This is a genomic window from Kribbella sp. NPDC031520 (assembly GCF_055580825.1).
Window position 1 is genome coordinate 376,812 of sequence record NZ_JBVIKS010000003.1, and the last position, 21,648, is coordinate 398,459.

A 21,648-nucleotide genomic window follows, 5' to 3' on the forward strand; every position below is an offset into this window, starting at 1 on the left:
GTAGTCGTCCCTTAGTCCTCGACGACGATGGCCAGCGCAGGGCAGACCGCGGCGGCCTGGTGGATGCCGGCGGCCAGCTCTTCGGGCGGGTTCTCGTTCAGGAGTACGACGATGCCGTCCTCGTCGCGCTGATCGAACACCTCGGCGGCCGCGGTGACGCACTGGCCGGAGGCGACGCACTTGTCCTGGTCGACGATCACCTTCATGGGATGTCCTTTCACCACGTGACGGGAAGCGAGTAGACGCCGTACACGGCGCCGTCGTGCTTGAACGGGATCTCCTCCAGCGGTACGGCCCGCCGCAATGTCGGGATCCGCCGGTACAGCGTGCTGTACACGACCTGCAGCTCCATCCGCGCCAACGGTTGCCCGAGGCACTGATGTACGCCGAACCCGAACGCGACATGGCGGCGCGCGTCCCGGGTCAGGTCCAGGGTGTCCGGATCCGCGAACACCGACGGGTCCCGGTTGCCGATGTCGTTCGGCAGGATCACGCCGTCGCCCGCCTTCAGCACTTGGCCGTGCAGCTCGATGTCCTCGAGGACGGCGCGACGCCGGCCGTTGTGCGTGATGTTCAGGTAGCGCAGCAGTTCCTCGACCGCGCCCGCCACCAGCTTCGGGTCGTCGGTCTCCCGCAGTACTGCCAGCTGGTCCGGGTGTTCCAGCAGCGCGAGGGTGCCTAGGGCGATCATGTTCGCGGTGGTCTCGTGGCCGGCGAGGAGCAGGAGCACGCCGATCCCGGCCGCGTCCTGGCGGGTCAGCTCGCCCGCCTTCACCCGGTCGGTCAGCCCGGACAGCAGGTCGTCGCCAGGGTTCTCGAGCTTCTCGCCGACCAGGTTGTCGAGGTAATTCGCGAGGTTGCCGTGCGCGGCGGCGCGTTCCTCGGGGGTCGCCGACATCCGGATCAGGTTCTTGCTGTTCTGCTGGAAGAAGTCGTGATCCGCGTACGGGACGCCGAGCAGCCCGCAGATCACCAGCGACGGCACCGGCAACGCGAACGCCTCCACCAGGTCGACCGGCTTCGGCCCGGCCAGCAGGTCGTCGATCAGTTCGTCGACGATCTTCTGGACGCCGGGGCGCATCGCCTCGATCCGCTTGATCATGAACGGCGCGGTCACCATCCGGCGCAGCCGCGCGTGCTCAGGGTCGTCCATCAGGATGAAGCCGATCCCGGCACCGTCCTTGCGTGGCGGTGCGCCGGCCGGGCTCGGGTAGCCGGGTTTGGTGACGTCGGAGCTCAGTCGCGGATCCGCGAGCAGTGTGCGCTGGTCGTTGTACCGCGTGACCAGCCAGGCGGGCTTCCCGAAGCTGTCGACCTTGACGAGCGGTGCCTGTTCCTGCAGTTCGCGCAGTTGCGGCGGCGGATCGAACGGACAGCCTGTTGCCCGGGTCATCGGATACACAGGAGTGCTCATATGCTTCCTTCCCCAGAGAGGTTTGCTACGTGTGCACGAGGTGCTCGCGGTGCGCACGGGTCTGTTTCGGTGCGTTCCAGCCGAGGACGCCGACGATCCGGCCGTCGTCGCGGTAGTGCGCGACGAACCGTTCGTTGATGTTGCCTTCGGCAATCGTCAGGTCGGCGGCCGGGCGGCCGTGGACCTGGATCCTGGTGCCGAACTGGTCGGTCCAGAAGTACGGAATCGGCCGGTACGGTTGCTGCTCGCCGAGGATGTTCGCGGCAACGCAGATGGCTTGCTCGGTCGCGTTGGTCCGATTCTCCAGCCGCACAAGCCTTCCGTCGTACGACCACCGCGCCACATCCCCCGCCGCGTACACGCCGTCCGCGGCCCGGCAGTACTCGTCACAGACCACCCCGTTCTCCAGCCTCAGCCCGCTCCCCTCCAGCCACCCGATGGCCGGCACCGCCCCCAACGCCACAACCACCACATCCGCCGGCAACACGACGCCGTCCGCGAGCCGCACCCCGGCCACCCGCCCGTCCTCCCCGACAAGCCCGTCAACCGCAACACCCAGCCGAAGCTCCACCCCTTCAGAACTGTGCAGCTCCCCCAGCAATCCCCCAACAACAGCTCCCAGCTGAGCCTCCATAGGCACGGCTTGCGGCCCCACCAGCGTGACGGCGAGCCCGAGCTGACAGGCCGTCGCAGCAACCTCCGCCCCAAGCACCCCATCCCCCACGACCACCACCCGGCGAGATTCCATGAAGGATTCGCGGAGGGCTGCTGCGTCGTCGAGGGTTCGTAGGACGTGTACGCCCTCGAGCGGTGCGCCTGGAAGGCGACGGGGAGTGAGGCCCGTGGCGATCACCACGTGGTCGGCTGTCAGCGCGCGCCCGGTGGAGGTGCGGACTGTGTGGTCGTCGAGAGCTACCGCGGGATCACCCAGGACGAACTCGGCGTCGAGGGCTTGCAGGATCGAGCCCGGGCGGAGGTGGGTGCGGGGTTCGTCCCAGGTGCCGTGGAGGAATTGTTTGGACAGCGGTGGACGGTCGTAGGGTGGGTGCGACTCGGCACCCAGGATCGTGATCCGGTCGCGGAAACCCTTGCGGCGCAGGGTTTCCGCGGTGGTCAGACCGGCCGCGGACGCGCCGACGATCAGTACGGTCATGTTGTCACCGGGGCGGTCAACAGACCGACGATGCCGTCGATCAGCCCGTCCGCCATCTCCTGCCACGTGGCGCGTACGGTCGGTCGCCCCTCGGCGAGGGCCAGCTCGAACTCTGCCGTCATCTGGATGATCAGATGGCGCGCCATGTCGCCGCGTTCGAGCCGGACCTCCGGTGGCAGGTGGGCCAGCCGTGACGCCAGACCGTCGACGACCCGGGTCAGCGACGGCGAACTGCGTGACTCCAGCAGCTGGATCTCCCGCAGCGCCGGGTCGTTCATCAGCTGCGCACTGAACCGCGCCAGCCAACTCGGTGTACCCAGACTGCCCATGTGATCGGTCGCCGACCGCACGAGCACCGTCACCCAGTCCCGTACGTCGGGTTCCGCGCCGAGCTCGGCCAGCAGCTCCCGCCGCCGCGCCTCGACCGGCTCCGCATGCTTGCGGACGATCGCCCGGACCAGATCCGTCTTGGTCCCGAAGTGGTACCCGACCGCGGTGTTGTTGCCCTGCCCGGCGGCCTCGCTGATCTGCCGGTTCGACACCTCGTGCACGCCACGTTCGGCGAACATCCGTTCGGCCGTCGCCATGATCAGCTCGCGGGTCGCGTTCACCCGCGCGGCCCGGACCTCTTTCGCCATCATCACCAGATCACCCTTACCTCCCGCAGCCCGCCGACGAGCAGCCCCTCGACCAGGGGCAGTTCCGCGGACGGCACAGCCAGCGCCAATGTCGGCAACCGACGCAACAACACTTCCAGTACGACCTGCAACTCGGTCCGCGCGAGCGACTGCCCGATGCACGAGTGCGGCCCCGCGCCGAACGCCAGGTGCACGTTCGGACTCCGGCGCAGATCCATCGCGGCGGCATCCTCGAAGACGCGCTCGTCCCGGTTCGCCGACGCCATGCTGCACACCGCGGTCGTCCCCGCGGGCAGGACGCCGTCGGACAGCTCGAGGTCCTCGGTGACGTACCGGATCATGCCGAACCCGGCGTTGGCGTCGTACCGCAACGCCTCCTCGACCGCCGTACGAACCAGCGACGGGTCCGCGAGCAACTGCTCCCAGCGGGTGCGATCGGCGAGCAGCATCGCCATCATCTTGCCGATCATGTTCGTGGTGGTCTCGTGGCCGGCGATCAGCAACCCCATCCCGGTCGAGACGAGCGCGTCGTCGCTGAGCTGCTCGCCGGCCGAGTCGGTCCCGGTGATCAGGTCGCTCAGCAGATCGGTACCGGGATCCGCGCGCTTGGCCTCGATGTGTCCGGTCATGTAAGCGGCGAACTCGGCATGTGCGGCCTCCATGTCGGCGGCCGAGTACCGGGTCAGGTTGAGGAACGTGTCGGACCAGTACGAGAACCGCTCCCGGTCGGACGCCGGTACGCCGAGCAGCTCGCAGATCACCCACACCGGCAACGGAAACCCGAGCGCGGCCTTCAGATCGGCGGGCTGCCCGTCCGCGACCATGCCGTCGACGAGCTGGTCCGCCATCGCCTCGATCGACGGCCGCAACGCCGCCATCCGCTTGGCCGTGAACCACTTGGTGATCATCCGCCGCCAGCGCTGATGCCCGTCCCCGGACTGCGGTACGCCCGGACGCCGCCGGTCGAACACGCCCGCACCCTCGGCGGACACCCGCGCGGCGCCGTCGGCCGTACGGGCGAACCGCGCGTCGGACAGCACCTGCCGTACGTCGTCGTACCGGGTGAGCAGGGCCGCCTCGTCACCGCTCGGCAGCTGCACGTGCGCCACCGGGCACTGCTGCCGGAGCCGCTCCCACTCGGGCGGCGGTTCGATCGCGTCAACAGGCGGAATCGGATACTGGACGAGCTGATCACTATCGGTCACAGGCCATCACCTCCGGGTGGTTGTTCCTCCAGCTTGCCCTGCCTACTTGTTTAAGTCAACTGCCTGACTTAGTCTCTTGGTTGCGGAAACCAACTATCTGGAGGCTGCCGTGTCCGTTCCATCCGTGCGCACCAGGGCCGTCGTGCCGGTGCTTGCCTCGGCCGGTATCACGGTCGCGCTGATGCAGACCCTGGTGATCCCGCTCGTCCCCGAGCTGCCGCGGCTGCTGCACGCCTCGGCCTCCGGGACTGCGTGGGCGATCACCGCCACCTTGCTCGCGGCCGCGGTCGCGACGCCGATCATGGGCCGCCTCGGCGACATGTACGGCAAGCGCCGGATGCTGCTGATCAGCATCGGCATGCTCGTCACCGGCTCGGTCGTCGCCGCACTGAGCAGCACGCTGGTGCCGATGATCGCCGGCCGCGCGCTGCAGGGCCTGGCCGCCGGCGTGATCCCGCTCGGCATCAGCATCATGCGCGACGAACTGCCGTCCGAGAAGGTGGGTACGGCGGTCGCGCAGATGAGCGCGTCGCTCGGCGTCGGCGGCGCGCTCGGCCTGCCCGCGGCCGCTCTGCTGGCCGAGAACTTCAACTGGCACACACTGTTCTGGGTGTCGGCGGGTCTCGGCGCGATCGTCTTCGGCCTGGTGCTGCGTTTCGTCCCGGAGTCGTCCGTACGCTCCGGCGGCCGGTTCGACCTGCTCGGCGGACTCGGTCTCTCGGCCGGCCTGATTTCGTTGCTGCTGGCAATCTCCCAGGGCGGGAGCTGGGGCTGGACCGGCGGGCGGACGCTCGGCCTGTTCGCGCTCGCGGTCGTCGCTCTGCTCGCCTGGGGCTGGTGGGAACGCCGGACCAGCGAGCCGCTCGTCGACCTGCGAACCACCGCGCGTCCGCAGGTACTGCTGACCAACCTGGCGTCGATGGTGTTCGGGTTCGCGATGTTCGCGATGTCGCTGGTGCTGCCGCAGCTCCTGCAGATGCCCAAGGCAACGGGTTTCGGACTCGGTCAGTCGATGCTCGCGTCCGGTCTGGTGATGGGACCGTCGGGTCTGATCATGCTGGTCGCGGCGCCGTTCTCGGCGAAGATCTCGAAGACCCGCGGCCCGAAGGTCACGCTGATGCTCGGCGCGCTCGTGGTCGCCCTCGGGTACGGCGTGGGCAGCGTGCTGATGAGCTCGGTCTGGGAACTCGTCCTGGTCTCGCTGCTGATCGGCGCCGGCATCGGTCTGGCGTACGGTGCGATGCCTGCGCTGATCATGTCCGCCGTACCGGTCTCGGAGACCGCGGCCGCGAACAGCTTCAACACGTTGATGCGGTCGATCGGCACGTCGGTGTCCAGTGCGGTCGCCGGCGTCATCCTCGCGAACCTGACGATCAGCCTGGGCGGCTACACCCTGCCTTCACAGAGTGGCTTCCGGGTCGTCCTGCTGATCGGCGCCGGCGCCGCCCTCACCGCACTGGCGGTGGCGTCGTTCATACCCACCAAGCGCGCTGAGGTTCCGATCGCAGTGGAGGCGGCAGCACAGGTTTAGGACAAGAAGTCCAGCGTGCGTTGGAGGAGGAGTTTGGCAGCGGCTTCGTCGTACCCCGGCAGCGAGGAGTCGGCGAACAGGTGCTCCTTGCCGGGGTAGAGGAACAGCTCGACGGAGCTGTTGGCGGCGACCAGGGCGCGGGCGGCGTCGATGTCGCCGCCTTCCTCGACGAAGTACGGGTCCTCCTCCATCGCGTGCACCTGCGCGGGCACACCCTCCGGCCACGCCCCGAACTCCTCGGCCGGCAGGCACGAGTAAAAGAACAGCCCGCCGACCGCGCCCGGGCGGGTCTGCGTGAGCTGCTGCGCGGGTACGACGCCCAGCGAGAAGCCGGCGTACACGACGTTGGCCGGCAGATCCTGCGCCGCCTCGACGCCGCGCTCCGCGATCTTCCCGAAGCCGGTCGTCCGCGCGTACTCCATGCCCTCCTCGAGGGTCGCGTACGTGTTGCCCTCGTACAGGTCCGGCGTGTGCACGGTGTGACCCGCCTGCCGGAGCTCCTCGGCGAACGCCTTCACCCCGTCGGTCAGTCCCAGAGAGTGGTGGTACAGCACGACCTCGGCCATGATCAGCTCCAATGATCCAAATATCTCGAACAATCCGGAATGCTAGTCTATTCGAACCATGCCAAGCAATAACTCGGTCCCCGACTACGAGCTCGCGGACACTGTCGAGCTGACGACCGCGGAGCAGGTGCGGGCGATCAGCGACCCACTGCGGACGACGATTCTTGGGCTGCTGCACGAGCGGGCCGCGACCGTGACCGAACTGGCCACCGCGGTCGGGCGGCCGAAGAGTACGGTCGCGCACCACGTGAAGGTGCTGACCGACGCCGGCATCCTGCGGGTGGTCCGGACCCGGCGGGTGCGCGCGATCGAGGAGCGGTTCTACGGGCGCGCGGCGCGGATGTTCTACGTCGGCCTCGGCCGGCAGGGCGCGGACGGGCAGCTGCCGCACGACTTCAACGACTTCGAGGTCGCGGCCCAGGAGTCGAAGCCGGCGTACGACGCGGGGCAGATGCGCTCGTTCATCCGGCACGCGCGGATCCCGGAGGAGCGGGCCAGGGAGTTCTGGCAGCAGGTGGACGCGCTGATCCACGCGTTCGACCAGCTCCCGCGCGCGGGCGGTACGACGTACGGCTTCACCGTCGGCCTCTACCCGATCGGCGACTACCCGACCCTGCCGCCGGCCGAGGGCGAAGCCTGAGCCTCCTCGGCGGCGAACCGGTCCAGAATCTCGACCAACCGGTCGAGTACCTCGCGGGCCGCGGCGTACTTCTCCGCACCGAACTCCTCCTCGAGGCGGCGGTCGAGCTCGATCAGGTACCGGAAGCCGTCCGTCGCTACCGCCAGGCCGTGCTCGGAGTAGTCGACCACCTTGGCTCGGCGATCCTCCGGATCGGGCCGCATCTCCAGCAGGTTCAGCGCCACCATGTCGCGGATCACCTCACCCATCGACTGCCGCGTGATTCCCGCCCGAGCGGCCATGTCCGCCGCGCGCGCGCCGCCGGAGTGCAAGGTTCCGAAGACCGAGTTGTGGGCCATCTTCACCTCGGTGTGCCCGTCCGCATGCGCCCGCCGAACCATGTCGGTCTGCATCGCGCGGTTGGCGCGGTCGACCAGCGCGATCATCGGCTTCCGATCAGGACGAGGCACCTCAGCTCTTGACATGTTGTAAGGATACCTTCCATTATTTCGACAGGAATCCTTACGGTATCAGGGGAGGGTCCGATGGATCCCAGGGAGCTTCGCCCGGCGGTCGCCGGCCTGTTCGCACAGGGGTGTGGGCGGTCGACCCGGGTCGCGATCGAGCAGGAGTACGTCGTCGCCGCGGCCGACGGGTCCGTCGTACCGATCGACGTCGTACGGCAGGCGGTGACGGGGTCACCGGCCGCGCCGTACGTCAGCTTCGAGCCCGGCGGGCAACTCGAACTCAGCCTGCCGCCGTCGACCGACCCGGTCGGCGACCTGCGCCGGGCGACCGCCGAGCTGCGGCGCCGGCTCGACGGGATCACGCTGCGGCCGATCCCGGTCGACCCGCGGACGGACGTGCCGTTGCAGCTCACGTCGGCGCGGTACGTCGCGATGCAGCGGCACTTCGACCGGATCGGGCCGTCCGGCCGGGTCATGATGCGCCGGACCGCGTCCACGCAGATCTGCCTGGACTGGTGGCCTGGTCGCGCGGGCCTCGAGCAGTGGCGGGTGCTCAACCTCGTGGGGCCGTCGCTCGCCGCGCGGTTCAACCGCAGTACGCGGCTCGCGACCTGGCAGGCGGTCGATCCGGCGCGTACGGCATTCGACGACCGGCTGCTGCACGGCGATGACCCGGTCGCGGCGTACACGGCCTTCGCCGCGGACGCCACGGTCTTCGTCGACGGGGCGGCCGGGCACCTGAGCACGCTGTTTCCACCGGTCCGGCCGCGCGGGACGTACCTCGAAGTGCGGTTCCTCGACGCGCAGGAGCCGTACGTGGTCGAGCAGGCGGTCGCCGTACTTCAGCGGCTGATGTACGACGACGTGCACCGGCGGCACGTACTCCGGCAAACCCCTTGCACAGAAGGGATGTGGCGAGATGATCGGCGTACTGTTCATCACCGATCCGTTGCCCGGGTTGCAGGCTGACGTCGACGCGAGCATCGGCCTGATGGTCGCGACGCAGGACCTCGGCCTCGACGTCTGGACGTGCGAGCCCGAGGAGCTGGCCTTCACCGACGGCCGGGTGTGCGCCCGCGCCCGGCGGATCCGGCTACGGCCTCGGGTCGCCGGTGACGATCACCGGTGGATCGTCGACTCGTCCTGGTTCGACGAGCTCGGGACGGCGGTCGTCGACGTCGCGTCCTTCGATGTGGTGCAGCTGCGGATCGATCCGCCGGTCGACGCGCGGTACCTGCACACGACGTACCTGCTGGACCACGCCGGCACGCGGGTGATCAACCACCCGGAAGGGATCCGGGCGCTGCACGAGAAGCTGATCGCGCTGCGTTTCCCGGAGCTGTGCCCGCCGACGTACGTCGGTACGGATCCGCACGCTGTGCGGTCGTTCGTCGCCGGGGTCGGTACGGCGGTGGTGAAGCCGGTGGACGGATTCGCCGGGCACGGCGTCTGGCTGGTGCACGACGATCCGGGCGCGATCGCGCTGCTCGAGTCGGCGACGTACGGCGGGCGCCGGCAGGTGATCGCCCAGCAGTACCTGCCGGCGGTTGCGCAGGGCAACAAGCGGCTGTTCCTGCTGGACGGGGAGATCGTCGGCGCGGTCCTGCGGCGCCCGGCCGGCAACGACTTCCGGATCGGTCCGCCGGTGGCACCGGCCGAGATCGACGAGGACGACCGCGCGATCGTCGCCGCCCTCGGACCGGAACTGCGCAAACACGGCCTGGCCATCGCGGGTGTCGACGTGATCGACGGCCGGCTGATCGAGGTCAACGTCACCTGCCCGGGCGGCATGCACAAGACCGACGCGCTGCTCGGCACCCAACTCAGCCACACGATCGTGAGCCACCTGTTCGAAGGAGCACTGCTATGAACCTCGACACCGTCACCGTTGTCTGCATCGCCCTACTGGGCATTCTGCTGTTCCTGCTCGGCGCCAACGTGACGCGCAACCGCGCGATCCGCGGCGGCGGCAACCAACTGCCGACCGATCCGGCGGACAAGCTCCTGATCGCGGTCCGCGCGCACGGCAACGCCGCCGAGTACATCCCGACGATGATCGTGCTACTGCTGGTCTGCTCGGCGCTGTCGAGCAGCTGGGTGATCGACGTACTCGCCGTTGCCTGCGTGGTCGTCCGGTTCGTCCACGCGTTCGCCATGCTGCGGTCCGCGACGCTCGCGAGCTACGGACCGCTCCGCGCCATCGGTGCCTCCGGCACCTATCTGGTCGGGGTCGCGCTCGGCGTCACCGCACTCGCGACGATCTGACCGTGATCGGCGTACTGCCGGTGAACTGCCGGAACACGCGGGCGAAGTGCTGGGCGTAACGGTGGCCCCTCTCCGACTGGGTTCAGCTGCAGCTCAGGGCCACGCCGGAGGGCTCTGCTCACCCGATCCGGAGGAGTCGTCACCGGTCTCGCGAGGGGACGAGCCCCTTCACCAGCGCGGTCAGGCCGAAGGTGAACTCGTGGTCCGGTCCCAGCCGCGCGAGCTGACCGGCCAGTGTGCGCAGGTGATCCGCCTCCGGGACGTCCGGCAGGCGGATGTTGCTGCCGTCGCGGGCGGTCTGCTGTTCGAGCGTGCAGCCGATCGTGTAGCGGGACACGGCAACGTACGCCAGGATCGCGTCCGCGCCGGTGAACCCGTGCCGTTCCAGGAACGACACCTGTGCGATCGCGTTCCCGAGCTCGGGCGCGCGCGGTCCGGCGAGCGCGACCAGCCGGGCACCGTCGCGGACCGCGAGCATCGCGCCGCGGAGGCTGTACGCGTTGCGGATCAGGAACTCGTGCCAGTCCTCGTCCGGCCGTGGCAGCCGCTCGGTGTGATGCCGGTCGAGCACCTCCGCGGCGACCGCGGCGAGGATCGCGTCCTTGTCCTTGAAGTGGTGGTACAGCGCCGGCTGCCGGATGCCGAGCCGCGCGGCCACCGCGTGCAGCGACAGCTTGTCCAGTCCGCGCTCGTCGAGAACCGCGATCGAGGCGGCCACGATCGCGTCGCGGTCCGTCCGTCGCTGCTGAGGCACCACCGCACCGTACCCGCGATCACCCGCCGCCGCGATGGTTATCGGTGATAAGGTTCAGCCGTCTACTCACCGTGACGAAGGAGTGACCGATGTCCGACGGAGATGCCTGGACCGGAGTCGTCGTGAAGAAGTCGCGCGCGATGTACGACGGCGCCAACCTCTACCGCAAACTCGAGGTACAGCTCGACGACGGCGAGACCCGCGACGTGAAGGTCAACCGCGACCTCTGGAAGTCCCTCGAGGTCGGCGACCGCCTGACCAAACAAGCAGGCGCCGACCCGCAGCGCGTCAGCTGAGGGCCTTCAACAGCCGGCGGGCCCCCGCACGTACAGATGTAGCGCTCCGGAGCATTGGCATAGGGCGGTTCGGCGTCGACCCTGGATATCCGATGCGCCTCCCCTGTTCGAGGGCTGTAGCACGCCGGTCGGGTACGAAGTACATGGGTGCTCCTCGCCGGTCGTTGCCCAGAGCACCAGGTTGCCCAGTGCTTCGGCGCTAGCCGGGAGGAGGTGGAATCGAGTTGCACGTTGCCGCATTGTTCAAGAGAGTCCAGGTTCGGCCGAGCAGATCGGTTGCCTGCGCGGCTGTCGCCGCAGGTGGGGCCGGCGGCGAGCTGCTCCCTGGGAACGGCGCGGTGCGTGTGGGCTGCAGGTACTTGAGCCAGCGCAGGGGCAGTTCACTGTCCGATCCGAGGTGCACCGCACAACTCGCCTGCCCAGATGCCGACGGAAGACCGCCGACCATCGCGTATTCGAAGGCGTTCCAGCCGTATCCGGTCGTACCGAGGACCACCGTCTCGCCCAGGGTCGCGCCACCGACCAGGCCCGAGCCGACCACGCCGACCGTATACGTCCAGCCCTCGATCAGCCTGTCCACCTTCCAGTTGTCGGGAGGCGGGTCGTTCGGGAGACCGAAGTAGCCGTAGATGACAGCAGCGGACAAGCCCGGCGTACCCCATCCGCGGTGCAGGCTCACGTACACCTCACCCGATTGGGTCACGGTCAGCGTCAGCCCGGCGACGTAGGCGTCGCTCGCACCTGAGATGTCGGCCGAGATGTAGTCAGGGCTCCGCTTCGGCCCGCGCACTATCGCCTTGAGCGCGGCGACCAAGTCGCACGTGGTGTGGTTGCCGACCAGCGCGAAACTGACCTGCGGCGCCGGCGGCAGCAGATAGTCCAGTCGCGGACAGGTAGACCCCGCGACGAGGTGGATCGAGTGGGTCACCCACTCGAGGGTCTCGACGCGGCGGGTCGACAGGTCGGTCAGCTTCACGGTCAGGTGGATGTCGTGGAGTACGGCGGCGTCGGTGAACACGTGCACCAGAATGTGCCGGGGAAAGTTGTCCTTCCACAGGTCGAACGTGGCGGGCTCAATACCGAACGGTTGCATCGCCTTGCGCACGGACTTGTCGTCGAGGTTGTTCCCCACGGACTTGACCAGGGCTAGGAGCCGCTGGAACTGCGTCTGCGTCGCGGGGGTGTCCGCGAAGGTGGTGTTCGCAGCTCCTCCCCGGCCGGGGAACTCCCAGTCGAACTCGGCGGCGCCCCAGCCTGCCGGAATCCCGTCGAGCTCCGGGTAGAAGAGAACGGGACTGCCGAGCGGCGACGCGGACGGCGGATCCATCCGGAATTCGGACCCCTTGTGCACCTGCACGCTCAGCGGCACGGTCAGCTCCGCCGTCCCCGGCACGGACCGTATTCCCCAGCCCGGAAGACGCAGCAGCGGGGCGTAGTTCCTGACCACGGAGTAACTGTGCCCGTTGCGCTCATAGACTCCAACGGTGATGACGCCGCCCGACGGTCCGACTTCCAGAGTCCTCAGCTCCTGTGTAGTGCCGCCAGGGCTGTACGCGTCGTTCCAGTCGGTGAAGGCAGGGGCGCCCGGCGGCGGCAGGCCGAGCGACGACGGATACGTCAGTACTGCGAGGAGTCCCTTGACAGGGATGCCGGCCGGAATGGACGCGGGCTGCGCCGCGACCAGAGCGCCCCAGGCGATGTACGCATGGCTGGTGAAGGACTGATCGCTCGACCCGCTACCAGGTCTGTGCAGCGTGACGACGAGCGTGTACGTGCCGGTGGTGAGATAGGTATGGTCAGCCCGAACGGTTCCCGTTGGCTTCTGCGGGTCACCCGAAAGCTCGACTGTCCCGGTGCTGGTCGCGGAGCTGTCCCCCCAGTCGACGGTGGCGGAGTAGCCGGCCGGCGCGAGCTGTGGGTTCAGAGCCGCGAAGTCCGCGACCGGAACCGAGACGAGCGGAACTCCGAAGCCCCCGTGAACATCGAGACCACGGCCTACCAGGAGGGCACTCCGGCCGCGGGCACCGCCCCACCGTGGGGAGGACCCGTTGTCGGGCGGGCCGAAGGCGAGCACCACGCGTTCGCCGGTTGGTCCGCCTGCCTGGAGGGCGACGAAGCGCTGGTCCAGACCCTGAAGCGCTCCCCGCTCCACCAAAACGGACGAGCCGTCCGGAGCCCAACTCGGCGACGAGTCGAAGCTTTGCGACGGCGTGTCGAGCCGGCGCGGATCGGAACCATCGGCGTTGGCCAGGCTGGTGCCCGACGGGGTGTAAGGGCGGGACGGGTCCCGCCACTCGGTGAACGCGATCTGGTTGCCGTCCGGCGACCACGCGGCGTCGCCGCCGCGAGGGATGACCATGGTCGCTGCCCCACCCTGCTGGGGCACCGTGTAGACACCCGGCGGATCGGTCCCGCCTGGGTCGACGACGAACAGGATCAACCGTCCGTCCGGCGACCACCGGCCGCTCCTGCCGAACGCGCTGACGGCACGGGTCCCCGTACCGTCGGCATTCATCACCGAGACGCCCCCGCCGGCCGCCGCCTGCGTGTACACCACTCGGCCGCCGTCCGGCGACCACGAGGGGTCTCCACCTGATCCCCGATCGACCGGATGCGACCCGTCTCCCGCGGCCAGCCAAAGGTGAGTGTCGGCGTTCGGACCGACGAAGTAGGCCAGTCTGCCGCCGTCCGGCGACAGCTCTCCGCCGTCGACGACCCCGGCAGAACCAGCTACCAACGTCGTGCGCCCGCCACCGTTGCCGTCGACGGCGCACAGCCCGAACGATGCCCCCGCCCTGCAGACAAAGGTGATTCGGGCCCCGGCAGTGTTCCCGGTCCCGGTGATCGGCGCGACAGTCGCAGCAGGGGCCGCCCCCGGGGGCGGGGAGTCCTTGCACCCGGCAACCAGGACCGCGATCGACAGGACCACGATTGCCGCGCCCGTCCCACGCCGGCGCTCCGGCGCACGGCGGATCATGGGCTTCGCGCGACGCGGGTACGTAACCTCATCGGAGCGGAATTGCCGGAGTGTACGGCGACTTGTTCGTGGCCACGGCCAGCTGGAAGGCTGCCATCGGCAGCGACTCCGGCAGGGCGGCGCTGAAAATATCCTCGGTCAGATCGGCGCCTGCGGGAATGGTCGCCGGTAGGTCCAGATGGTCCGTGAGCGACGACAGACTCAGCTGACACAGCTTCGGGTCGTGCTCGCTCCGGCCGCTGCTGATGTCCATGACGGAGACCCACGCCGCCGTGAAGCTGGTTGCCCCCGGCGCATTCTTCGCGCCCCAAGCTTCACAGTCCGGGTAGGGCCTGAACGCCTCCCCGGGCCCCTTCGTGGTGGTGATGCCAGGCAGGTTCTTCGAGTCGATGACCAGGACGAGGTTTCGTACGAGGTCGACGAACGGCGCGGGGCGATCGGTCTGCAGGTTGTGCTCGTTCAGCCGCAGAACAATGTTGGTCAGCCCTGGCGAAGCCGGGTTGGCCGGATCTGCGGTCGGTGACTCACCGGCGGACACCAGGCTGACGACGACCTTGAAGCCGTCGCTGCTGGTGATCAGCAAAGTTGGACCTCCGCCGGCAGCGCTGGAGCTCGCGCTGGGGCTGGGGCCGGACTGCGATCCGCTGCTGGCCGGCGGCGCGAGCGTCGCCGTCGCCCCGGGCGCTGACGCCGTACCGTTCCCACCGCAGCCGGTCAGCATGACTCCCAGCAACGGCAACAGCAGGGCTCCGCTGCGGAACCGAAGTCCGGCAGCATGGCTCCGGAGATGAACTCTCGACGGCCGCTCTCGCCCGGACTGGTCGCGATATGACTCCATAGGTCCCGCCCACGATTAGGTCCGAAACCTTCGCCCTCCGGGACCCGATGTCAGGTCAGGCAGTGGGCTGCTCAGCGGAAGCAGGGACACCCTCAGTGTACGCCTTGCCGATCGGGTCGGCCTACGACAGCGGCTACCGGATCACCATCTGCGCAGACGCCTGCGCAGAGGGTGATCCGACGGTCACCATGGCATTCATTGCATCAGGTCCGGAACCTCCTCGGCACGGATCCGGCCGCGGCTGGAGGCAGCAGTCTTGCGGGTGGCGGCGGTGGCTGGTGGGTCGGCGGGGCGGCGCTGGTGCCAGTCGGTGACACCTTGATAGGCAGCGGCGACGGCGAGCAGGCGGTCCTCGCCGAAGGGTTTTCCACCGAGGATGGTGCCGATCGGGATCCCGCTCGCGGAGAATCCGATCGGCAACGCCAGCTCGGGAAGGCCCAGTGCGTCGAACGGGGTCGGGCTGGTCTGTACGACGACGTCGCACTGGGCGAACAGATCCTCGAGGACCCGCTCGAGCAGCACGACCTTCGCCCGCTGACCGATCAGGTACTCGTTCGCCCCCAGCAACGCACCCTGCAGCCAACCAGTCACCGACACCCCGAAACCGCGCAGGTCCGACCGCAGCATCGGCAGGAACGGCTCGCTCCGTTCCGGCAACCGCACGTTGTTGAACGCCGCATTGGTGAGCAGGTCCCACTCGTCCGGCATCGTCACGTCGACAACCGACAGGCCATCGATCCCCGCGAGCACGTCGAGCGCCGTCTTGCGCGCCGCCGCGGTCTCCGACGTACCGCTGGTGAAACCGGGAATGACGCCGACCCTGGTCCGCCAGCGCATCCGGACGCGCCGGCCGACGCGCACCGGCGTGGCCGCACCGACGAGGTCCGGCACCGGCGGCAGTCCCTGGGTCCTCGGATCGTCCGGGTCCTCGCCGGCCATCGCGGTCAGCATGATCGCGGCGTCCAGCGCATCCCGCGCGAGGGTGCCGGGATGATCGCGGGTATAACTCAGCGGCACGATGCCGTGCAACGACACCCTGCCCATCGTCGGCTTCAACCCGGTCAGGTTCTGCGCGTTCGACGGCGCGGTGATCGAACCACCTGTCTGCGTCCCGACGCTCGACGTCGCCATCCGGGACGCCACCGCCGTCGCCGACCCGGACGACGAACCACCGGGATCCGTGCTCGGGTCCTCTGGCGTCCACGCGTTGACGGTGGTGATCCGCCCGTCCGGCGTGGTCGCCCGTGTCGTTGCCAACGGCCCCATCTGGGTCTTGCCCAGGACGATCCCGCCGGCCGCGGTCAGCCGACGGACCGCCGTCGCGTCGTACGGGGGCACGAAGTCGGCGAACAGGTAGGAGTTGGCGGTGGTCGTCACACCTCGGGTGTAGTAGTTGTCCTTGATCGCCAGTGGAATGCCATGCAACGCACCACCACGCGACCTGCCCAACGCCCGGGCACGATCCAGCGCCGCCTCCGCGAGCACCCGGTTGAACGCCTGGTACGTACTGTCGAAGCGCTCGATCCGGTCCAGGTAGGCCTCGACCAACTGCTCGGGCTTCAGCCGGCCCTGACGAATCAGCGTCGCCGCCTCCGCGATGGTCAGCTCACTGACGTCGACCGATCGCACCGGCACGTCGACCAGCGGCGCCGTACCCGTAGCCGCCGGGGCCGCATGTGCTACCGACGGCAACGCGACCGAACCGACCGTCGCCGCCGCCAAGGCACTCGCCCGGTGCAGAAACGAGCGCCGGTCCACCTGCGTGTCCAACGGCGCGCTCATCGCGCCTCCCGGACCACGTCGATCGATGGATAAAGCGTGGGTGGCGCAGCCTGCTGCGCCAATTGGGAATCGGCGGCGAACGTGTACGAACTCAACGGCAGGACAGTGGTCCGGACGAAGCTCCGCAGACTCGCCAGTACCGAGTCCTGTCCGGGGCTGCCGGTGTCCGGGTCCGGAGCGCTCCCGGCCGGCAACTGCTCGAGATCGATTCCGATCGATGCCAAGCGCGCCCGGATCATCGCATCCAGCTCGGCATCCGTGGGGTCACTGAGGCCCATGTCCCCTCCTGGTCGTGGCGGCAACCTGTCGGGCCCTTTATGTCACTCGCGACCGCCCCGAACGTTTCACCGAGATCGCCGGAACGTTACGGCTCCAGCCGCGTCAGGTGTTCCGTCACCGAGACCCCGGCCACCTCACGGCCGGCTGGTCTAGTAGCCAGGGAAGACCTTTCGCAACTCCTCGAGAGTGACGTTGCCGGTGACAGTCACGCCGGCGGCGCGTGTAGCACCGAGCCGTCCGCTCAGCAGCCGCACGACTGCCTCCGCCGGACCGTCGAACGTCGCCGTCGGGTCCTCGATCGCACCGGTCACGGTGACCGTGTCGGTGATGTGAATGCCGCCGCCCGGGATCGCCAGGCGAACCTCCTGGTCGACCTGATCGGCCTTGCCGGAGAAGCCGAGGAGGAATGCCAGCGGGCCGCCGAAGAGCTCGACGAGCAGCTCGGCCGAGTCCGGATCCACGGTCGCCGACGGATCGACTCCGACGCGCACGTCCCAGACATGATTGGCCACCTCGTTGAGCCGCATCGCGAGCGCGACGACCAGCGGCACCGGCTCCGGCAGGAAGCCAAGGTCGATCCGGAGTTCGCGCCGCTCGGCGTTGAGCGCCTCGACCGTGTCGAGGTAGGCCTGGTTGTACTTGACGAACCCGGCCGCCTGGTCGGCCGGGGACGAGGCGTCCCACCTGGCCCAGACCGACTGGTTGTCCTCAGCCTGGACGTGCTCGCCGGCGGCGGCCGCGATCGGCTTGCGGCCGATCTCGGCACCACTCCCGAGGTGTGAGAGCACCTGCGCGACAGTCCAGTCCGTCGCACCGCTCCCGGACCTCAGTTGCTCCTCGGACAAGGTCGGCACCAATGCGGCGAGGATGTCGTGGTTGGCACGCAATGCCGCGACTACGCGGTCGGAAAGTGTGGTCACAGGAAGCGCAACCTCACGGGCCACGACTTTCTTCCGCGAGCCCTCAGCTGAGGCCCTTCAACAACTGCCGGGCCATCACGATGCGCTGGACCTGGTTGGTGCCTTCGTAGATCTGGGTGATCTTGGCGTCGCGCATCATGCGTTCGACCGGGTAGTCGTGGGTGTAGCCGTAGCCGCCGAGGAGTTGGACGGCGTCGGTGGTGACGGCCATCGCGGTGTCGGAGGCGAAGCACTTGGCGGCGGCGCCGAAGTAGGTGAGGTCGCTGTCGCCGCGTTCGGACTTTGCGGCGGCGGCGTAGGTGAGCTGGCGGGCGGCCTCGATCTTCATGCCCATGTCGGCGAGCATGAACTGCAGGCCCTGGAACTCGGCGATCGCCTTGCCGAACTGCTTGCGTTCCTGGACGTAGCCGAGGGCGTAGTCGAGCGCGCCCTGGGCGATGCCGAGCGCCTGGGCGGCGATCGTCACGCGGGTGTGGTCGAGGGTCTGCATCGCGGTCGCGAAGCCGGTACCGGGCTCGCCGATCAGCCGGGACGCCGGGATCCGGACGTTGTCGAAGTACACCTCGCGGGTCGGCGAACCCTTGATGCCGAGCTTCTTCTCCGGCGCGCCGAACGACACGCCCTCGTCGGACTTCTCGACCACGAAGGCGGAGATGCCACGCGACCGTGCTGACGGGTCCGTCACCGCGAAGACCGTGTAGAAGTCGCTCACGCCGGCATTCGTGATCCAGCGCTTCACGCCGTTCAGCACGTACGAGTCGCCGTCGAGCACCGCGCGGGTCTTCATCGAGGCCGCGTCCGAACCGGCTTCCGGCTCGGACAGGCAGTACGAGAACATCGAGTCGCCCGACGCCACCGGCGGCAGGTAGCGCTGCTTGACCTCGTCCGAGGCGGACAGCAGCAGCGGCAGCGAGCCGAGCTTGTTCACGGCCGGGATCAGCGACGTCGACGCGCAGGCGCGGGCGACCTCCTCGATCACGATCACCGTGGCGAGTGCGTCCGCGCCCGCTCCGCCGTACTCCTCCGGGATGTGCGGGGCGTGGAAGTCCGACGCCTTCAGCGCGTCGTACGACGCCTTGGGGAACTCGGCCAGCTCGTCCACGTCGCCCGCGTGCGGCGCGACCTTGGCGTCGCAGACGTCGCGGACGGCCTCCCGGATCGCCTGGTGCTCCTCGGACAGCGCGTACAGCTCGAATGAGTTACTCACGAGTCACACAGTACGACGAACCATTGCCGCGCGGGGGGCGTCGTACGCCGAAAGTGACCAACAGCGCACGCCATGGAAGACCGGTGGCCATACTCCGGTCACGCGCTGATAACCATGATGGGTAGAGTCCCGGACATGAGTGAAGCGACGTCCCGTCCGCTCCGGATCGCCGTCATCGGCACCAACTACCTCGGCGCGAACACCGCCGCCGGAATGGCCGAGTTCGGTTTCGACGTGATCGGGGTCGAGATCGACGAGCACCGGCTCAAGCTGCTGAACGACGGCAAGGCCCCGCTGTACGAACCCGGGCTGGATCCGCTGCTGAAGAAACATGTGGACTCCGGCCGGCTGCGGTTCACCAAGGACTACAGCGAGATCGCCGACTGGGCCGACGTGCACTTCGTCTGCGTCGGCACACCGCAGCTCGAGGGCAGCGAGGCCGCCGACCTGGCGCAGGTGCACTCCGTGGTGACCATGCTCGCGCCGCTGCTGACCGAGCCGACCCTGGTGGTCGGTCGCTCCACGGTCCCGGTCGGTACGTCGAAGATCGTCGAGGCGCGCTTCCACGCCGAGTCCCCGGCCGGCACCGGCGTCGAGATCGCCTGGCAGCCGGAGTTCCTCCGCGAGGCGCACGGCGTCGACGACACGCTGCACCCGGACCGGCTCGTTTTCGGCGTCCAGTCCGACGCCGCCCAGGCCCGGCTGCGCGAGGTGTTCGCGACGCCGATCGGCGAAGGTACGCCGGTCGTCGTCTGTAACCTGCCGACCGCGGAGCTGGTGAAGGCCGGCGCGAACGCGTTCCTCGCCACGAAGATCTCGTTCATCAACGCGCTCGCCGAGATGGCCGACGCGACCGGCGCCGACGTCACCCAGCTCGCCGACGCGCTCGGGTACGACAAGCGGATCGGCCGCGGCATGCTGAACGCCGGCCCCGGCTACGGCGGCGGCTGCCTGCCGAAGGACCTGCGCGCGTTCATGCACCGGGCCGGTGAGCTCGGCGTCGAGGAGGTCATCACGCTGCTCCGCGAGGTCGACGACATCAACCAGCACCGGCGCGCCCGGATCGTTGACCTCACCCACGAGATGCTCGGCGGCGAGTGGTCCGGCAAGAACGTCACGGTGCTCGGCGCCGCGTTCAAGGCCGGTACGGACGACGTCCGCGACTCGCCCGCGCTCGACGTGGCCGGCCGGATCCAGCTGCACGGCGCGAACGTCACGGTGTACGACCCCGAGGCGATGGAGAACGCGCGCCGCGTCCGCCCGACCCTGCGCTACGCCCAGTCCGCCGTCGAGGCCTGCCGCGACGCCCACGCGGTACTGCACCTCACCGAGTGGCCCGAGTTCCGCGAACTCGACCCGGCCACCCTGAGGGACGTCGTCGCCACCCCGGTCGTCGTCGACGCCCGCCTGAACCTGAACGTCGACGCCTGGCGCACCGCCGGCTGGACCTATCGCGCCCCCGGCAAGCCCTAGCCGTCAGGAAACGCGGGCGTTCCGGATCACCGGACGGCCGAGAGCGATCAGGCCGATCAGCGTGATCGCGACGCCGATACCGAGGCACACGCCGGTGATCCGGATCCCCTGCACGTCCGCGAGGCTGCCCAGCAGCGGGTTCATCACGACCTGAGCCAGGCTCTGGCAGAGCACGATGACCGACTGCAGCCGCGACTGGTACTCGCTCTCGACCGAGTTCATCAGCAGCGGCAGTACGTGGCCGGTGAAGGCGCCGACGCCGATTCCGCTGGTCACCGCGAAGACGATGGCGAGCGGCAGCGCGTCCACCATGGACAGTCCGGCGAACCCGATCGCGGCGACCAGCAGGCCCAGCATCGCGACGACCCCAGGGCGCTGGAAGGCGCCCCGCATCAGGATCCGGATCGACACCACGCCGACGCCGATGCTCCGGGTCGCGATCAGGATCGCGGCCGTCTTCGCGTTCCAGTGATGATCGCGGGCCAGGAGCGGCAGCAGTAGCGCGTCCATCGGCATCAGCAGGCCCGCGGCCAGCGTCATCGTGATCAGCAGCGCCCGGGTGAGCGGCCGCCCGAACGCGGTGCGGACCCCCTCCGCGATCGACCGGAACATCCCGCTCCGCCTGGTGCCGTGCGGGGTCGTCGTACCGCGCAGCAGGTACAGGACCACGAGCATGATCCCGAAGGTGATCGCGTCGAAGCCGGCTGCGGCGGACATCCCGGCCCAGTTGACCAGCAGGCCGCCGACCGCCGTACCGCTGACCGCGAAGATAACCCCGGTGACCTGGAAACTTGCCAGCGCCCGAGGCACCTGCGGCGCCGGTACGAGCAACCTCGGCATCGCGCGCGACGAGGGCAGGAAGAACGCGTCGATGACTCCGACCACGACGGCGAGAATCGCCAGCAGCTCCACCGGTTCGCCCAGGGCACGCGTCACCGGCACCAGCGTCGCCGTCACCAGGAACATTGCCGTACAACTCACCAGCAGCACCCGGGGCGCCCCGAACCGGTCGCCGACAGCACCGCCGATCAACAACAGGACAGCTCTGGGAGCCGCGGCCAGCAACAGGATCAGACCGGCGACGCTTCCGCCGTGACGGGTGGCCGACCAGCCGATGCCGAAGTTCATCGTCAGGTCGCCGAGGAGGGATACGGCGGCGCCGAACAGCCAGATCCAGTAGCGGACCGGAATGCGCTGCGTATCCGATTCAGTGGGCGGAGTCACGATCGACGACCTTAAACGACATCCGATGGGATCTCATGAC

22 protein-coding genes are annotated in these 21,648 nt (G+C 68.9%); 7 read left to right on the forward strand and 15 right to left on the reverse strand.

The window, feature by feature from the left end; all coding sequences use genetic code 11:
* Positions 1-11: 11 nt before the first annotated feature.
* Genes ACZ5BU_RS17195 through ACZ5BU_RS17215 form a run of 5 tightly spaced genes read right to left on the reverse strand, consistent with a single transcriptional unit; the run spans position 12 to position 4,410 of the window.
* Complete coding sequence (locus ACZ5BU_RS17195) at positions 12-206, reverse strand: ferredoxin (RefSeq protein ID WP_465699916.1); 195 nt, start codon at positions 204-206, stop codon at positions 12-14.
* Between the two features lie 11 nt (positions 207-217).
* Positions 218-1,414, reverse strand: coding sequence for a cytochrome P450 (locus ACZ5BU_RS17200; RefSeq protein WP_465699918.1), 1,197 nt, complete (start codon positions 1,412-1,414; stop codon positions 218-220).
* 25 nt (positions 1,415-1,439) lie between these two features.
* Positions 1,440-2,567: an NAD(P)/FAD-dependent oxidoreductase gene (locus ACZ5BU_RS17205; protein ID WP_465699920.1), complete on the reverse strand. Its 1,128-nt coding sequence runs from the start codon at positions 2,565-2,567 to the stop codon at positions 1,440-1,442.
* On the reverse strand, positions 2,564-3,208 hold the full coding sequence (locus ACZ5BU_RS17210) for a TetR/AcrR family transcriptional regulator (RefSeq protein ID WP_465701064.1): 645 nt from the start codon (positions 3,206-3,208) through the stop codon (positions 2,564-2,566). Before ACZ5BU_RS17210 ends, ACZ5BU_RS17205 begins: the two co-directional genes overlap by 4 nt.
* Complete coding sequence (locus tag ACZ5BU_RS17215) at positions 3,208-4,410, reverse strand: cytochrome P450 (RefSeq protein WP_465699922.1); 1,203 nt, start codon at positions 4,408-4,410, stop codon at positions 3,208-3,210. The genes ACZ5BU_RS17210 and ACZ5BU_RS17215 overlap by 1 nt, the downstream gene beginning before the upstream one ends.
* Before the next feature lie 109 nt (positions 4,411-4,519).
* Here ACZ5BU_RS17215 and ACZ5BU_RS17220 point away from each other — a divergent pair, with 109 nt between their 5' ends.
* Positions 4,520-5,941: an MFS transporter gene (locus ACZ5BU_RS17220; RefSeq protein WP_465699926.1), complete on the forward strand. Its 1,422-nt coding sequence runs from the start codon at positions 4,520-4,522 to the stop codon at positions 5,939-5,941.
* On the opposite strand, the gene ACZ5BU_RS17225 is transcribed toward ACZ5BU_RS17220, so the two are convergent.
* Positions 5,938-6,507, reverse strand: a complete 570-nt coding sequence (locus tag ACZ5BU_RS17225) for a dienelactone hydrolase family protein (protein ID WP_465699927.1) — start codon at positions 6,505-6,507, stop codon at positions 5,938-5,940. The two genes, ACZ5BU_RS17220 and ACZ5BU_RS17225, sit on opposite strands and share 4 nt — an antisense overlap.
* 58 nt (positions 6,508-6,565) lie before the next feature.
* Here ACZ5BU_RS17225 and ACZ5BU_RS17230 point away from each other — a divergent pair, with 58 nt between their 5' ends.
* The gene (locus ACZ5BU_RS17230; RefSeq protein WP_465699929.1) at positions 6,566-7,147 is read left to right on the forward strand and encodes an ArsR/SmtB family transcription factor; all 582 of its coding nucleotides are present in this window, start codon (positions 6,566-6,568) and stop codon (positions 7,145-7,147) included.
* On the opposite strand, the gene ACZ5BU_RS17235 is transcribed toward ACZ5BU_RS17230, so the two are convergent.
* Positions 7,111-7,611: a MarR family winged helix-turn-helix transcriptional regulator gene (locus ACZ5BU_RS17235; protein WP_465699931.1), complete on the reverse strand. Its 501-nt coding sequence runs from the start codon at positions 7,609-7,611 to the stop codon at positions 7,111-7,113. The two genes, ACZ5BU_RS17230 and ACZ5BU_RS17235, sit on opposite strands and share 37 nt — an antisense overlap.
* 60 nt (positions 7,612-7,671) lie before the next feature.
* On the opposite strand from ACZ5BU_RS17235, the gene ACZ5BU_RS17240 reads away from it, so the two are divergent.
* Genes ACZ5BU_RS17240 through ACZ5BU_RS17250 form a run of 3 tightly spaced genes read left to right on the forward strand, consistent with a single transcriptional unit; the run spans position 7,672 to position 9,858 of the window.
* Positions 7,672-8,562: a glutamate-cysteine ligase family protein gene (locus ACZ5BU_RS17240; protein ID WP_465699933.1), complete on the forward strand. Its 891-nt coding sequence runs from the start codon at positions 7,672-7,674 to the stop codon at positions 8,560-8,562.
* Positions 8,513-9,463, forward strand: coding sequence for an ATP-grasp domain-containing protein (locus ACZ5BU_RS17245; protein ID WP_465699935.1), 951 nt, complete (start codon positions 8,513-8,515; stop codon positions 9,461-9,463). The genes ACZ5BU_RS17240 and ACZ5BU_RS17245 overlap by 50 nt, the downstream gene beginning before the upstream one ends.
* The gene (locus ACZ5BU_RS17250; protein ID WP_465699937.1) at positions 9,460-9,858 is read left to right on the forward strand and encodes an MAPEG family protein; all 399 of its coding nucleotides are present in this window, start codon (positions 9,460-9,462) and stop codon (positions 9,856-9,858) included. Before ACZ5BU_RS17245 ends, ACZ5BU_RS17250 begins: the two co-directional genes overlap by 4 nt.
* Positions 9,859-9,997: 139 nt before the next feature.
* Here ACZ5BU_RS17250 and ACZ5BU_RS17255 read toward each other — a convergent pair whose 3' ends face one another.
* Entirely contained in the window at positions 9,998-10,612 is a 615-nt protein-coding gene (locus tag ACZ5BU_RS17255) for a TetR family transcriptional regulator (protein WP_465699939.1), read from the reverse strand.
* 89 nt (positions 10,613-10,701) lie between these two features.
* Here ACZ5BU_RS17255 and ACZ5BU_RS17260 point away from each other — a divergent pair, with 89 nt between their 5' ends.
* Positions 10,702-10,908: a DUF7489 domain-containing protein gene (locus ACZ5BU_RS17260; RefSeq protein ID WP_465699941.1), complete on the forward strand. Its 207-nt coding sequence runs from the start codon at positions 10,702-10,704 to the stop codon at positions 10,906-10,908.
* 199 nt (positions 10,909-11,107) lie between these two features.
* On the opposite strand, the gene ACZ5BU_RS17265 is transcribed toward ACZ5BU_RS17260, so the two are convergent.
* The 6 genes from ACZ5BU_RS17265 to ACZ5BU_RS17290 form a co-directional block, all read right to left on the reverse strand.
* Positions 11,108-13,885: a hypothetical protein gene (locus tag ACZ5BU_RS17265; protein WP_465699942.1), complete on the reverse strand. Its 2,778-nt coding sequence runs from the start codon at positions 13,883-13,885 to the stop codon at positions 11,108-11,110.
* Between the two features lie 28 nt (positions 13,886-13,913).
* Positions 13,914-14,624: a hypothetical protein gene (locus tag ACZ5BU_RS17270; protein WP_465699943.1), complete on the reverse strand. Its 711-nt coding sequence runs from the start codon at positions 14,622-14,624 to the stop codon at positions 13,914-13,916.
* 294 nt (positions 14,625-14,918) lie between these two features.
* Positions 14,919-16,505 carry an amidase gene (locus tag ACZ5BU_RS17275; RefSeq protein ID WP_465699944.1) on the reverse strand — a complete coding sequence of 529 codons (1,587 nt, stop codon included), beginning with the start codon at positions 16,503-16,505 and terminating at the stop codon, positions 14,919-14,921.
* A complete protein-coding gene (locus tag ACZ5BU_RS17280; protein ID WP_465699946.1) occupies positions 16,502-16,783 on the reverse strand; it encodes a hypothetical protein in 282 nt (93 codons plus the stop codon). Before ACZ5BU_RS17280 ends, ACZ5BU_RS17275 begins: the two co-directional genes overlap by 4 nt.
* Positions 16,784-16,933: 150 nt before the next feature.
* Entirely contained in the window at positions 16,934-17,704 is a 771-nt protein-coding gene (locus ACZ5BU_RS17285; RefSeq protein ID WP_465699948.1) for a maleylpyruvate isomerase family mycothiol-dependent enzyme, read from the reverse strand.
* A 43-nt stretch (positions 17,705-17,747) separates the two neighbouring features.
* Positions 17,748-18,911 carry an acyl-CoA dehydrogenase family protein gene (locus tag ACZ5BU_RS17290; RefSeq protein ID WP_465699950.1) on the reverse strand — a complete coding sequence of 388 codons (1,164 nt, stop codon included), beginning with the start codon at positions 18,909-18,911 and terminating at the stop codon, positions 17,748-17,750.
* A gap of 135 nt (positions 18,912-19,046) precedes the next feature.
* Here ACZ5BU_RS17290 and ACZ5BU_RS17295 point away from each other — a divergent pair, with 135 nt between their 5' ends.
* Positions 19,047-20,384 carry a UDP-glucose dehydrogenase family protein gene (locus ACZ5BU_RS17295; protein ID WP_465699952.1) on the forward strand — a complete coding sequence of 446 codons (1,338 nt, stop codon included), beginning with the start codon at positions 19,047-19,049 and terminating at the stop codon, positions 20,382-20,384.
* A 3-nt stretch (positions 20,385-20,387) separates the two neighbouring features.
* Here ACZ5BU_RS17295 and ACZ5BU_RS17300 read toward each other — a convergent pair whose 3' ends face one another.
* Entirely contained in the window at positions 20,388-21,608 is a 1,221-nt protein-coding gene (locus tag ACZ5BU_RS17300; RefSeq protein ID WP_465699953.1) for an MFS transporter, read from the reverse strand.
* Positions 21,609-21,648 lie beyond the last annotated feature (40 nt).

Coding starts and splice junctions, on each gene's coding strand:
- ACZ5BU_RS17205 (WP_465699920.1), bottom strand. CDS start 2,567: ATGACCGTACTGATCGTCGGCGCGTCCGCGGCCGGTCTGACCACCGCG.
- ACZ5BU_RS17295 (WP_465699952.1), top strand. CDS start 19,047: ATGAGTGAAGCGACGTCCCGTCCGCTCCGGATCGCCGTCATCGGCACC.
- ACZ5BU_RS17280 (WP_465699946.1), bottom strand. CDS start 16,783: ATGGGCCTCAGTGACCCCACGGATGCCGAGCTGGATGCGATGATCCGG.
- ACZ5BU_RS17200 (WP_465699918.1), bottom strand. CDS start 1,414: ATGAGCACTCCTGTGTATCCGATGACCCGGGCAACAGGCTGTCCGTTC.
- ACZ5BU_RS17250 (WP_465699937.1), top strand. CDS start 9,460: ATGAACCTCGACACCGTCACCGTTGTCTGCATCGCCCTACTGGGCATT.
- ACZ5BU_RS17275 (WP_465699944.1), bottom strand. CDS start 16,505: ATGAGCGCGCCGTTGGACACGCAGGTGGACCGGCGCTCGTTTCTGCAC.
- ACZ5BU_RS17235 (WP_465699931.1), bottom strand. CDS start 7,611: ATGTCAAGAGCTGAGGTGCCTCGTCCTGATCGGAAGCCGATGATCGCG.
- ACZ5BU_RS17265 (WP_465699942.1), bottom strand. CDS start 13,885: ATGATCCGCCGTGCGCCGGAGCGCCGGCGTGGGACGGGCGCGGCAATC.
- ACZ5BU_RS17260 (WP_465699941.1), top strand. CDS start 10,702: ATGTCCGACGGAGATGCCTGGACCGGAGTCGTCGTGAAGAAGTCGCGC.
- ACZ5BU_RS17210 (WP_465701064.1), bottom strand. CDS start 3,208: ATGATGGCGAAAGAGGTCCGGGCCGCGCGGGTGAACGCGACCCGCGAG.
- ACZ5BU_RS17240 (WP_465699933.1), top strand. CDS start 7,672: ATGGATCCCAGGGAGCTTCGCCCGGCGGTCGCCGGCCTGTTCGCACAG.
- ACZ5BU_RS17245 (WP_465699935.1), top strand. CDS start 8,513: ATGATCGGCGTACTGTTCATCACCGATCCGTTGCCCGGGTTGCAGGCT.
- ACZ5BU_RS17230 (WP_465699929.1), top strand. CDS start 6,566: ATGCCAAGCAATAACTCGGTCCCCGACTACGAGCTCGCGGACACTGTC.
- ACZ5BU_RS17225 (WP_465699927.1), bottom strand. CDS start 6,507: ATGGCCGAGGTCGTGCTGTACCACCACTCTCTGGGACTGACCGACGGG.
- ACZ5BU_RS17195 (WP_465699916.1), bottom strand. CDS start 206: ATGAAGGTGATCGTCGACCAGGACAAGTGCGTCGCCTCCGGCCAGTGC.